Here is a 13,309-nt window from a genome sequence, read left to right as displayed (position 1 = left end):
TAATCGATATTTTCATTATAGACATTCGGTTTTACTTTGCCGTTCTTCTGCTCACGCAGTGTTCCGGACCAATGGAAAAGCCGGTTGGGTGTAGTCCCTGTCAGTGAAGAGCAGAAATACTGGTCAAAGATCGTAAAGGCATCTGCCAGCTGGTAGTAGAACGGGAGATCCTCCCGGTTATAATATCCTAATGTTAACGGGATATTTTGGTATTCTTTATTTCCGGATGCCTTTGCCTGGAGCCACTGGTCGTAGTTTCCCCTTATTAAAAGCTTGCTGTTGGTTATTCCAGGAATGGGGGAGTGAGCTCATCCACGTAGATTTTGTATCTCTTAAATTCAGACGGGCGGGAGCGGCATACTTTCCGCTATCACCTTTCTGAAAGAAAACGGAATATCCATCCTGTTTCTTAAAAGCTCTTTGATCCAGAAACCCCCGCACGCCTTTCAGGGTACCGAATGCGTGATCGAAAGAACGGTTTTCCTGCATGAGGATTACAATATGTTCCGCATCGTAAAAAGTTGACCGCGCAGCAGGCTCAATCGTGAGGGCCTTCATGATGGCAGGATGTAAGATCCCGGAGCTTCCCAGGCCGGCCATTAATATACCTGATTTTTCTAAAAATTCTCTTCTGTTCATCCCTGAATATTCAATAGAAAGAAAACGCAAGATAACAGGTTTTCCTGCTATTCGTTTTACCCTAATGTTAAAAATAATCTGATCTGTACTAAGGTGCTGCTATTAAAGAAGATACTGTTCTTGTTACTTCAATAGTATATAGCAGGTCTAAAACCTGCTCAGGATTCCCCAGTGAATTTTAATGTCATTGAATTTAAAAGGATTTCCGAACTCATTACCGTTGGAAAGCTGAAAACTCATCAGCCCGATCGGGATAAAGAAATTGAATCCCAGCCCAACACTGTAAAGTTTGGGCTTGAGGTTCAGGGATTTATTGTTGAGCTGCCCATACTGCCCAAAAAAGTCAAAAAATGCCTGATTGCCTATCAGGTAGCGGTATTCCAGGCCACCGTAATAATAAAAATCAGCTGCAAGGGAATTCTCATTAAAACCCCGCATGGAATTCCATCCGCCGAAGCGGTACAATTCATTGGTGGAGAATTCTATCTTGGAATCCATCATCGCACCTTCCGCTTTTATATTGAGGTAATGGTTCCCGGAAATATGGTAATTATACTCCCCGAAAAAATAAAACTGATTCTGATGGGCATTGATATTGTCTTTCGTATATGTAGTGGTCAGGTAATCATATCCTCCGTTCAGCCGCGTTTTATACAGGAAAAGGTCCACATCTGAAGGTTCAGTCATTTCAAACCAGATCCCGATCCCCCGTTTGTTATAATCTTTTCCCTGGACATACAGTGTATCGATAATACTGGAAGTCTCAAAAGTTCCCCTGAGCCCGATCCTGTTGCGGTTGTTGATATGATAATACAGTGCCGGCAATGCCTTTACATTGGCAAATGTGGAATCCTGCCGGAAAATATTTACCTTCATATTCAGCCCCACATTTGATTTGAACAGATAAGGAATATCTGTCTGTAGGTCAAAAGTCTGCCCTTTATCCGGATTCCGCTGCCAGTAAAGGTTAATAGTTTCAAAACCGTTGAACATATTCCTGAAGTTTACGTTCAGTGTACCGTTGAGTGTGAATTTTTCAGTTTTGTCATTACCGAACCCGATTACCCCGTCAAAGGTATTCGTCTTCTTTTTTTCCATAAACAGGTAAATCTGAGTGGAATCTTTGGTAAATAGGGTCTGCGGAGGCCTTTCCAACGAGACAAAAGGATGGTTCTGGAAATTTTTATTGATGGAGACCAAGTTTTTATCATCGTAGGTCTTTCCTTTAAAATCTTTTTCAAGATTTTTAATGAACCTTTTCGGTACCCTTTCGTAGCCTTTCACTACAAAGCCGTCAATCGTTCGCTTATTGTTCTTGCTGATGTCCAGTTCTACCAGAGGGTAGCCGTTTTTCTGGCCTTTGTATTTGGATTTTACCCTGCTGAAAGCAAAGCCATCATCGATGTATTTTTTATTGAGGCTTTTTTTGGTGGAATCCAGGTTTTTGGTAAAAAACTCTTTATTTGAAGGAAATTTCTCAATGATTGAGTCAGAAAGGCTTACATAGGTTTCATTAAAGTTTTTCCCTTTATCGTAGATGATTTCTGTGCTGTCACCCTTTACTTTAACTTCTTTCAGTTTCGTAAAAAAGTAACTGTTCTGAGACAGGGAATCCAGGAATTTCACTGCAGAAGCAGAGTCTTTCACCTTCTTCTTTACATGGGTTTCACTGTCCGTAAGCCAGTACTGTTTCTTCTGTGCCTGTACAAAGACACAGATAATGATGCAGAATATGGTCAGGAAAAACTTCAAGCCTGTACGGGTAGTATTATAGGTTAAAGGTCTGAAAACCATTTGTTATCAGAGGTCTTGTGAATGGATGCCAATGGGTGAGATATTTTCATTGAATAATGATTGAGTTTTTTAATAACTGAAACTAATCCAGTTTATTATACTTCTTCATCAGATTTTCATAGGTGCCCTGAGGAAGGATCCATTTCAGAGGAACCCCGATTTTCTGTCCGAATTTCCCGAAGTAATAATGAGCCTTCCATTGATTCTTGTGCAAAAGCTTATTTACATACTCTGCAACTTCAAGCGGATCGGTACCGTCACCTACATGGGAATTCATTAAGGCATACACTTTGTCAAAAATATTTTTGTAAGGTTCTGATACTTTTGTCCGGACACGGTTTTCGGCAATATTCGTTTTGATATCTCCCAGATGCAGCGAACATACCTGGATGTTCCACGGATATACTTCATAACGCATGGCCTCTGTTACTTTGTCCAGGGCTGATTTTGAAGCGGAATAGAATCCGCGGAATGGCAGCCCCATTTCACTTCCGATGCTGGAAACATTGATGATCTTTCCGGATTTGTACGTCCTCATATTCGGCATTACTGCACTCATCATCTGTACTGCACCTACTAAATTAAGGTTAAACAGCTTTAAAATATCCTCCTTGACAGAATCTTCCACAGAACCTACCATTCCCATTCCTGCATTGTTGATGAGCACATCTATTTTTGTTTCGGCTTTCAGGATCTGTGCAATTGCATTTTGTACCGCATTAAGGTCTGTCACATCCGTTGGGATGGAGCTGAAATAATTGCTTTCAGTGTGCTTTCTGCTCAGTCCATATACTTTATGGCCTTTTTTACCGAAATATTCTGCTAAAGCGAAACCAATTCCTGAAGAGGTTCCTGTAATGATGATGGTCATGGAATAGTTGAAGATTTAGTTGTTTCTGCTTTTCCGGAAATGGGTACACAGCTGCACGCCCCGGAAAATGATTTCAGCAAATGTAAAAAAAGAAAATGAACTCTATCATGTATTCATTCTTAAAAAAGTGGGCTGTTGAAACAAGATCATTTTCCTCTACGGGTTAGTCTGTCTCCCCGGTTAGTAACAAACTTAAAATAAATTTAACCTTGAAAACCTATCGCTTCTGGGCGGAATAATTATCTTGATTATCTATGCTGTTGATCTAAAGTGTGTTAGTGGCTTAAACGATACAGTACTATTTTGGTCGGGATAAAATTTCTTAACAAAAGCACAACAGAACCGTAATGAATCAGTCGGTCACGCTGGTCTAATTTTGCATCAAGTTAAATCAAGGATTTTATGAATGTATTTAAGATCCCGGTCTCAGTAGGTTATCTTACGGGACGGGTATTGCTCATTGGTGCCCTATCGGCTTCACCGTTGTTCCTCGCTCAGAAAAAAGACAGTTTGAAAGAAAAATCTTTGGATGAGGTAGTCGTTGTAGGGTATGGAACCCAGAAAAAAACGAAGGTTTCAGGAGCCGTTACCGAAGCTTCGCTGGATAAAATCACTTCCAGGTCATTATCCGGAGTAGGCGAAGCCCTGCAGGGGAAAGCTGCCGGGGTTACAGTAGTGAATGAAGGCGGTGACCCGAACGGAACCCCTAAGGTAAATATCCGTGGCCTGGGCGGAATCAACGGGGAAACCCCTTTGTATGTGGTGGATGGAGTCGTTTTCAACGGTACACCATCTATTAACCCCAATGATATCCAGGATATATCAGTCCTTAAAGATGCTTCAGCAGCCATTTACGGAGCAAGATCATCCGGAGGCGTCGTCCTCATCACGACCAAGAAAGGCAGGAAAGGCAATCTTACCGTAGATTTTGATGTTAAATACGGCCTCAACCAGGCCTGGAGAATAAAAGAGACCCTGAATGCAGCAGAATTTCAGGATGTGATGTACCAGGCATATGAAAATGCAGGAAAGCTGAATAATCTTCCCATAGCTTTTAATCCAAATCTTTATCCGGACGGAAGAATTACCCGGACAGACTGGATGAAGGAGATCTTCCGCACAGGAGCCATTCAGGAATATAATATGAACTTGAGTGGCGGCAGCGACAAGTCAAGGTATTTCGTAGGAATGAATCACCGGAGCCTGGAAGGGATCTTGCTGAATACCCAATCCAAAAGATATAACTTCAGGGTCAATTCCGAGCACAAGGTAAAAGACTGGCTAACCTTTGGGGAAAATATGTATTATAATTATTCCGACGGAAATACAGCTGATACCAGGAACGGATATACCGGAGCTATTGTAGCTGCCATGTATTATCCTCCGAATGTCCCTGTATATACCTCTACTGGAGCCTTTTCTGGATTACCGGTTGATGTGGCTGGAGGGTATGGAGATGTGATCAATCCTGTTGCCTATCTTAAAAGGATCAGTATCAGGAATCCTACACACGAAATCCTGATCAATCCGTATGCAGAGGTCACTCTTGCAAAAGATTTAAAATTCCGGTCCAACTTTTCACAGACCTTTAAGATAGGGGATATAAAGAATTTTACAGCCAGGGTTCCTGAAGTAGGGAAGATATTTGATATGAACAGCCTGGAATACCAGTCCAATAATTCTTCTACGGCATTGGCAGAGCAGCTCCTGACCTATAAATTTTCTCCGGGAAGGCATAATTTCGATTTCCTTGCAGGCTTTACCTTCCAGAAAACCATTGACGATGGCTTCATGGCCAAAGCATATGATTTCAGAAGCGAGGCGGAAACCTTCCAGTACCTGCAAAATGCCGCTGATACCAACAGGGATGTATCCAGTTATAGATTCATACAGACATTGGTATCGTATCTGGCAAGGGTTAATTATGACTATGCAGGCAAATATATCGTCAGCGTATTGGGCAGGCGGGACGGTTCCTCACTGGTCGCCCAACAGGACAGGTTTGCGAATTATTATGCAGTTTCAGGAGCATGGGTACCCTCTAAGGAAAACTTCATGAAAGATTTAGCCTGGCTTTCCAACCTTAAATTCAGGGGAAGTTATGGTATTTTAGGTAACCTCGGGGGAATTTCTTCCCAGGCGGTCAATCCTCTGATGACAAGGTACAACAATGTGATTTTCGGACAGGATCCTTCCCAAAACATTGCTTATTACGCTACAACACGCCCAAACCCGGACCTGAAGTGGGGCAAATCTGAGCAGACCGACTTCGGGATCGATGCCTCATTCTTTCGCAACAGCCTTTCTTTACAGTTCGATTACTTCATTAAAAATTCCAAAGATCAGATTTTTAATGTAAGCCTTCCCAGCACGGCTACCTATAGCAATCAGTACATCAATGCAGGGCTTTTCCAGGATAAAGGATACGAGTTGGGTATCAATTACAACAGTAAAAATACCGGAGATTTTACCTATTCTATCGAGGCAGTATTCAGCCAACTAAAAAATACGGTGAAACAATTGGCGGGTGTGGATGAAATTTTTATCAATGATAACGGAGTAAGAGGCGTATTGAAGCCAACACGTGTAAAGGTGGGTGATCCTCTGTATTCGTTTTATGGATATAAGACAGGCGGAATTTTCCAGTCTCAGGAGGAGATCAATAATTATAAAGATGCTAACGGGAACCTGATCCAGCCTAATGCTAAACCGGGAGATATTAAATTCCTTAAAAAAGAAGGGAATACGGGAACGCTTAACAACAATGACTTCGTGAATCTCGGGAGTCCGTACCCTAAATTCTCTTACGGATTTTCATACAACATGACCTGGAAGAATTTTGACCTCAACCTGTTCGTGCAGGGCGTGTACGGAAATAAAATATTTAACGGACTTAAATTTATTTCCCTGAATCCGGGCGGTACAGGACAGAATTACAATATGGACAGGGATATCCTGAATGCATGGACACCTCAGAATACAGATACCAATATCCCGAGGCTGGTACAGGGAGACCCAAGCGGCAACTACTCCAAAGTATCTGATTTCTATGTGGAAGACGGATCGTATCTGAGACTGAAAAACCTCACCATCGGGTATTCATTGCCGAAAGAACTGTACAGTAAGCTTGATATCAGTAAGCTGAGGATTTATGTGACCACAAACAATCTGCTGACCATTACCAAATATACAGGCTTTGACCCTGAAGTGGGGATGAATTCTTACGGAGTGGATACGGGTAGATATCCCCAGGCTCGTGCGTTCATTTTCGGAGTGGAAGTCGGATTATAATTTCTAATCATTAAAATCAAAAAAAATGAAACTTTTTAACAAAATATGTTTAGTGTCCGGAATCTCTGCCATGCTGTTGTCATGTACGGGAGAACTGGATGTTCAGCCGGAGGGAACGCCTACCGAAGCCAGTTTCTGGAAGACTGAAAATGACCTGATAACAGGAGCCAATGCCATGTACAGGCCGCTTGCCGACAGTGAATTTTACGGAAGAGGACTTTTCTGGTTCATCAATGCCAGCGATGATATGGTAACCGGAAGAGCGAAGAGCGAACCGGATAATGCCAAAAACTTCAGCAGCAATTATATTGCAGCCGGTGATCTGGAGACCCAGTGGAATAAAAGATATACTGTAATCGGTGTGGCCAACCGAGTCATCAGGAATGTGGATAACATCCAGGCATCATCGGCAGTAAAAAACAAATATCTGGGGGAAGCCCTGTTCATGAGCAGCCGTATGTATTTTGAACTGGCTTACAATTACGGGAACGACAAAGCTGGTGTACCTATTGTAGACCGGACTAAAGAACCGGATCCAAACCCAATCCCAAGAGCAGCCAATGTAATGGAAAATTACAATTACATTGTTCAGGACCTGAAAAAAGCTGCAGACCTGCTGCCTTTCCAGGAACAGCTTCCTGCAAAGGATTATGGAAGGCCACATAAAGCGGCAGCATGGGCATTACTGGCGAAAGTCTATCTGTTTATGAAAGACTGGCAGAATGCAGCATATTGGGCTAATGAGGTAATGACCAAAGGAAACAGGAATCTTCTTGCCAATTATACCGATGTTTTCAAAGCAGAAAATAATTACAGTTCAGAATACATATGGTCTGTACCAAGCACTCCGAAATTCAATTCCATCGGAAGTATCCTTCCTGGCGTAATGCTCGAAAATAAGGGCTGGGGACAATACAACGGCTGGGGCTATTTTCAGCCTACCAAAGAACTCTATGATGAATATGAAATGGGAGACCTGAGGAGAAGTGCCACCATCCTGAAAATCGGGGACAAGTTTACGTTCAATGGAACAGAAAGGACATATGCCTCCACCAACTCCCTTACCGGCTATCAGTTCAATAAATATATGGATGCCTTTAAATATCCCTTGAATAGCGGTCATGTAAGTGCCAACGGTGATTATCCGTGTACGGACCTTGCAGTTCCTATTATGAGATATGCTGAGGTGATCCTTATCAAAGCGGAAGCAATGCTGATGATGGGCCAGAATGCTGATCAGGAAATCAACAGAATCAGGATCCGTGCAGGTTTAGCACCGAAAACAGGATGCACTTTAGCTGACCTTAAACATGAAAGACGCTGTGAGCTGGCCGGAGAATGGGCAGACCGTCACAGGGATCTTGTACGTTGGGGAGATGCGCAGGCGAATTATGCAAAACCTTTGCATGGCATCAACGGACAGGTTGTATGGGCGGCAAGGAACTTTAATCCTTCGGTACACAATGTATGGGCGGTTCCGCAGGTGGAAATCGTCAACAGCAAAGGGATAATCAAACAAAATGAAGGCTGGTAACTGGAATTAATATACGCCGATCATCACGGGATTCTGCGATGATATGGTTTTTAAAGAGGTAATATGAAGATATTAAAAATTTGGGCGGCATTAGCTGTCGCGGTCTGTGCTCAGGTTCAGGCGCAGAATTATGTAAACTATAGTGTAGCCAATGCGCATTCGCACAATGATTATATGCAGGATATCCCTTTCTGGGAAGCCTATTATGCTCATTTCGGTTCTATTGAGGCTGATGTTTTCCTGGTAAAAAACCATTTGTGGGTAGCGCATACGGAAAAAGACCTTAGCCCGGACAGAACTCTGGAAAGCCTTTATCTGGATAATATTTCAAAACAGATTAAACTGAATAAAGGAAATATTTACCCTGATGGGCAGAAAAAGCTTCAGCTGCTGATTGATATTAAACAGGATTATCAGACAAGTCTTGCAGCCTTAGTCAGCATATTGAAAAAATATCCGGAAATTACCGGAAATCCGGAAATTAAAATTGTCATTACAGGTGACCGGCCAAAGCCGGAGAACTTTAAAAGCTATCCGGAATATCTGTATTTTGATGGTGACCTTAATCAGGCCTATACTTCAGACCAGCTGAAAAGGGTAGGGATGTTCAGTGCCTCATTTACAGATCTGGTGAAATGGAGCGGTAAAGGCATTCCGAGGGATGAAGAAAAGGAACGGATCACAAAAGCGATTGAAAAAGCACATGCTTTACATAAGCCGGTACGTTTTTACGGAGCTCCCGATTTTACCAACGCATGGGTAAACCTGATCGATATGGGCGTGGACTATATCAATACAGACCATATTCCTGACCTTAAGAAATTCATGAATTCGATTCCGAAGAATTTTTATAAAAACACAAAAAACTATATACCCTATACGCCTGCTTATGCAACAGACGGAATCCGGAAGAAAGTAAAGAATGTTATCCTGCTGATCCCGGACGGCACTGCTTTACCGCAGTATTATGCAGCCTTTACGGCTAATCGAGGAAAGTTGAATATATTCAATATGAAGGCCACCGGACTGTCCAAAACCAATTCCTATAATGCGTATATCACCGATTCGGCTCCCGGTTCTACGGCATTTGCTACCGGGATAAAGACAAAAAATACATTTGTAGGGGTGGATGCTTCAGGAAAGGCATTAGCCCAGATCCCGGATATTATTGCCGGTAAAGGAATGGTTTCGGGATTGATTTCCACCGGTGACGTGACTGATGCCACCCCGGCAGATTTTTATGCCCATTCGGATAACAGGAACAGCTCAGCATCCATTCTGAAAGATTTCATTGCCTCCAAAACAAAAATCCTGATCGGAGGACCGACCAGCGGATTGACACCGGAAACCGAACAGAAATTTAAAGACGCTAACATTGACATTTACCGTGACCTGAAATCAGCAGGAAAGCTCAATAACCGAACGGTCATTATGGACCCACTGGCATCACAGAGAATAACCAATGGAAGAGGAAACTGGCTGTCGGATGCTTTTGACCTAACTTTAAACACCCTGAAATCCAATGATAAAGGGTTTTTCATGATGGTTGAAGCTTCCCAGACTGACGGAGGCGGGCACAGCAATAATATAGAACAGCTGGTTACCGAACTTCTGGACTTTGATACTGTCGTTGGGAAAGCGCTTAAATTCGCTGATGAGAATGAGGAAACCCTGGTGATTGTTCTCGGAGATCATGAAACCGGAGGGCTTACCCTTCTGGACGGAAGCCTGAAAGAAGGCTGGGTTCTCGGTAACTTCAGCACGAATGACCACACCTCAATTCCTGCAAGCGTATTCGCCTATGGCCCGAATTCTGGAGAATTCACCGGTGTCTTTGAAAATACGGAAATCTTTAACAAGATATTGTCCGCATACGGAATTCAGAAATAAACGATCAAACGTTTTATGTATAAATACCAAAGGCTACCGGATAAGGGTAGCCTTTGGTATTTTTAGCTTACAGAAAAGGTCATTCAGTCAGAAGGCTGTGGAGATCTTCCCAGAATGTGGGATATGATTTTTCAACGACTGCTTCGTCTTCGATGTTTAATTCCTGTATCAGGCAGAAAGGGGCGAAGCTCATGGCCATCCTGTGATCCTGGTAGGTTTTAATGGAGATATCATTCTGGGGTTCACTGAAACTCACGGAGGCAATGGTAGAGTCCGTAATTTCCGTTTCTGTACCCAGTTTTTTTAGTTCATGGTACAAAGCTAAAAGGCGGTCGGTTTCCTTTACCCTAAGTGTTCCAAGCCCTGAAATCTCAAACGGAATATGCAGTGCTGCTGCGGTCACGCAAAGCGTCTGGGCAATATCCGGGCAATTGTTCATATCCAGTACAATCTTTTCCGGGAAGATGAATGCCTGCACAGGTTCGAGGGTCACCTTATGCTCCTCTTCAGTAAATGTAGTATTGATTCCAAAAAATTCCTTATAAATTGCTGCGATTGCCGAGTCTCCTTGTGTCGATTCCCTGTAGAAACTTTTCAGGTGAATGGTTTTTCTCCCTAAGGCTGCAAAAGAATAGAAATAAGAAGCAGAGCTCCAGTCGCTTTCCACTTCGTAATCTATTATTCCTGACGGATCCCCGGCGAATGGCTCCACTTTAATCGTATTTCCGGTAAAATTGTTCTGAATTCCGGCTTTTGTCAGGATATCCAGGGTCATTTCAATATATGACCTTGACGTTATCTCACCCACAAGATGTATTTCCAGTCCGTTTTCCAGCTTCCCGGCAATCAGCAGAAGCGATGTGATGAACTGGCTTGAAATATGGGCAGGAACGTCCACCGCAGTTTTAACGATCTTCTTTCCGGTGATTTTTAAGGGTGGGAAGCCTTCATTTTCAAGATATTCTATTTCAGCACCCAAATCCCTTAATGCGTTGACTAGATATCCGATGGGTCTTTCCTTCATTCGTTTTGATCCCGTAAGCACGGTTGTTTTGCCGTCTATAATAGAATAATACGATGTCAGGAATCGCATAGCGGTACCTGCATGGTGGATATCTACCGTTTCCGTATTTTCGGATAATGCTTTTTTCAGCAATTGAGTGTCCTGGGAATTGGAGAGGTTTCCAATCCGTATATTTTTGAACAGGTTTTCAAGGATCAGCAAACGATTCGAAATACTTTTCGAGCCCGTGATCTGTATAACCATGTTTTCTTTTAATTCTGATTTTCCTAACTTCATTATTGTTTTTTTAAAAAAAAGACTGTTAGATAGCAGATATCAGATTCCAGATGTCTTTGTAAACTTTAAGTGATTAACTACCATCTATTATCTGATGTCTAAATCTAACATCTATCTCAACTTTTCATTATTCTGATGCCGTTCCTTATCGCGATCAGTTTTTACCTTCATTTTTCTGTCGAATGCTTCCTGGAGATTTACGCCGGTCTGGTTGGCCAGGCAAAGCGTCACAAACAGGACATCGGCCAGTTCTTCGCCCAGGTCTTTGGTTTTATCGCTTTCCTTTTCGCTTTGCTCACCGTATCTCCGGGCGATAATCCGCGCCACTTCGCCTACCTCTTCGGTAAGCATGGCCATATTGGTCAGTTCATTGAAATAGCGTACACCAATAGTCTTGATCCATTCGTCTACTTGCTGCTGCAGATGGGTGATTTCCATTATTGATAGGCGCCTAGGGTAGGGTTTGAAGTTCTGGATGCATTTACGATATCAAGAGGGACGGTTGCGGCTACGGAAACATTTCCTTTTCCGCGCGCTGGTGAGTTTTGCCGTACCCGTAAGTTCTGGTGGGCTATGAAATAGTTCACGAAAAGCGGATCCTGGTTTTTAAGGCTCTGTACCACATTCGGATTATTATCGAATGTGAAGCCGGCTTCTGATGTGCCTGAATATTTCAGGAGGGAATTCTGGATCAGAAAGTTAAACTGCTGTCCCATCGTAGGTTCGAAATTCACGGCATTATCCCGGTCAGAATAGACGATGCAGTTCCTGATATTCAGTTGTTGCAAAGCGCCCTGTTCTGTCTGTCCGGCATCATTTTTCCATTCATTGCCGGCAAAAATACCGTTCCTGTTGCGTGAACCCATGGTTCCGGAATAGTTGGCAATAGTGGCATGGGTATAGCTATGATTTCCGCCTTTGAAAATGCCGATGCAGGATTCCCCGCAGTTATTCATCACCAGGTTTCTGGCATTTACGGTAGACGCTACGGCATACAGCCCGTAATCCTGGAACGTATGGATAAACGAATTGCTGATGTTGGCATTCGCCTGTCTCATTTCAATACCATTCGTACCTCCGAAAAGCCTGGCGAAATTCATGTTGAGGTTGGAGTTGGCCTGCATCCGTATCGAATTCCAGTTTTTAGGGATCGTATCATAATAAGGATCGTTGCGGTCGCCGCGGAGGACCACTTCATTATTCAGGGCACCATTGATGTTCAGGGTGGCACCTGAAGAGACTTTCATCCCGCTGTTTTTATGGAAATATACTTTGGTTCCGGCCTGGATGTCTAATGTTACGCCAGAATTGATCGTCAGGTCACCATAAATGATTTTCGCTTTGTTATTGGTCCAAGTTGTATTTCCGCTGATGGTATTGGAATTGTTGGGCGTCTGGATAAAAAATTCTGCATCCTGAACTACAGAGAACAAGGTCACGTGCTGTTGTCCGGCGGGGCTGTCAAATAAGATCCTGTCTTCAGCAATCGCCTGGGGACCGGAAGCTTCAGGTGCAATTTCAACAAAAATATAAAGGCTGTCTTTCTTCCTCAGCGGAACATTTTTAAAATCATAACCGGATTTCCCGTCTACATTGATCTTATAAAGAGAGGATGCTCCTTTTTCAAGATTGATTCTTGGGATCAGCACATCTTTGTCTTCATTGTTATAAACCTTTACGGCATACGTTTCAGAACGTACCTGATGGTATACTGTATCACAGAAGACCGTATCCTTGGAAAACCTCAGTGCCTGGGAAGGCGTATCAAAATTAATGTCATCCTTATTACAGGATACCGCCATAACAAGCATCCAGAAAGAAAAAGCCAGTAATAGTTTGAATTTCATTGAAATTATGTTTAAACAGATTTCAAATGTAACGAAAATACTTTGAATTTCTTATTATGAAAAAATTATTGAATCGGCCGTTTGGATATTTAAAAAAATGTTGTACTTTTGCAACCTAAAATTAGCAGAGAAATATCCATTAC

9 protein-coding genes and 1 pseudogene are annotated in these 13,309 nt (G+C 42.7%); 3 read left to right on the top strand and 7 right to left on the bottom strand.

The genetic code is table 11. From position 1 onward, the window contains the following. Positions 1-44 precede the first annotated feature (44 nt). The 4 genes and pseudogenes from QE404_RS14790 to QE404_RS14775 form a co-directional block, all read right to left on the bottom strand. Positions 45-203 (bottom strand): annotated as a pseudogene (locus QE404_RS14790) (alkaline phosphatase family protein); the annotation flags it as partial. Positions 204-216: 13 nt separating this feature from the next. Beyond that, on the bottom strand, positions 217-639 hold the full coding sequence (locus QE404_RS14785) for an alkaline phosphatase family protein (protein ID WP_307453969.1): 423 nt from the start codon (positions 637-639) through the stop codon (positions 217-219). A 147-nt stretch (positions 640-786) separates the two neighbouring features. Beyond that, complete coding sequence (locus QE404_RS14780) at positions 787-2,433, bottom strand: hypothetical protein (protein ID WP_307451728.1); 1,647 nt, start codon at positions 2,431-2,433, stop codon at positions 787-789. A gap of 82 nt (positions 2,434-2,515) precedes the next feature. Beyond that, on the bottom strand, positions 2,516-3,304 hold the full coding sequence (locus QE404_RS14775; protein WP_307451726.1) for an SDR family oxidoreductase: 789 nt from the start codon (positions 3,302-3,304) through the stop codon (positions 2,516-2,518). A 402-nt stretch (positions 3,305-3,706) separates the two neighbouring features. On the opposite strand from QE404_RS14775, the gene QE404_RS14770 reads away from it, so the two are divergent. From QE404_RS14770 to QE404_RS14760, 3 genes are all read left to right on the top strand, one after another. Further along, complete coding sequence (locus QE404_RS14770; RefSeq protein ID WP_307451724.1) at positions 3,707-6,595, top strand: SusC/RagA family TonB-linked outer membrane protein; 2,889 nt, start codon at positions 3,707-3,709, stop codon at positions 6,593-6,595. A 25-nt stretch (positions 6,596-6,620) separates the two neighbouring features. After that, positions 6,621-8,129, top strand: coding sequence for a RagB/SusD family nutrient uptake outer membrane protein (locus QE404_RS14765; protein WP_307451722.1), 1,509 nt, complete (start codon positions 6,621-6,623; stop codon positions 8,127-8,129). A 63-nt stretch (positions 8,130-8,192) separates the two neighbouring features. Continuing rightward, entirely contained in the window at positions 8,193-10,019 is a 1,827-nt protein-coding gene (locus tag QE404_RS14760; protein WP_307451720.1) for an alkaline phosphatase, read from the top strand. Positions 10,020-10,098: 79 nt separating this feature from the next. Here the strand turns inward: QE404_RS14760 and QE404_RS14755 are convergent, their stop codons facing one another. The 3 genes from QE404_RS14755 to QE404_RS14745 all read right to left on the bottom strand — a co-directional run bounded on the left by QE404_RS14755 (position 10,099) and on the right by QE404_RS14745 (position 13,166). After that, a complete protein-coding gene (locus QE404_RS14755) occupies positions 10,099-11,319 on the bottom strand; it encodes a 3-phosphoshikimate 1-carboxyvinyltransferase (protein ID WP_307451719.1) in 1,221 nt (406 codons plus the stop codon). 111 nt (positions 11,320-11,430) lie between these two features. Continuing rightward, positions 11,431-11,757 carry a nucleotide pyrophosphohydrolase gene (locus QE404_RS14750; protein ID WP_307451717.1) on the bottom strand — a complete coding sequence of 109 codons (327 nt, stop codon included), beginning with the start codon at positions 11,755-11,757 and terminating at the stop codon, positions 11,431-11,433. Next, entirely contained in the window at positions 11,757-13,166 is a 1,410-nt protein-coding gene (locus tag QE404_RS14745) for a hypothetical protein (protein ID WP_307451715.1), read from the bottom strand. Before QE404_RS14745 ends, QE404_RS14750 begins: the two co-directional genes overlap by 1 nt. Positions 13,167-13,309 lie beyond the last annotated feature (143 nt).

Origin of the sequence: Chryseobacterium camelliae (assembly GCF_030818575.1) — a bacterium.
GTDB classification, from domain to species: Bacteria; Bacteroidota; Bacteroidia; order Flavobacteriales; family Weeksellaceae; genus Chryseobacterium; species Chryseobacterium camelliae_A.
This window is presented reverse-complemented; position numbering and strand designations above follow the sequence as displayed.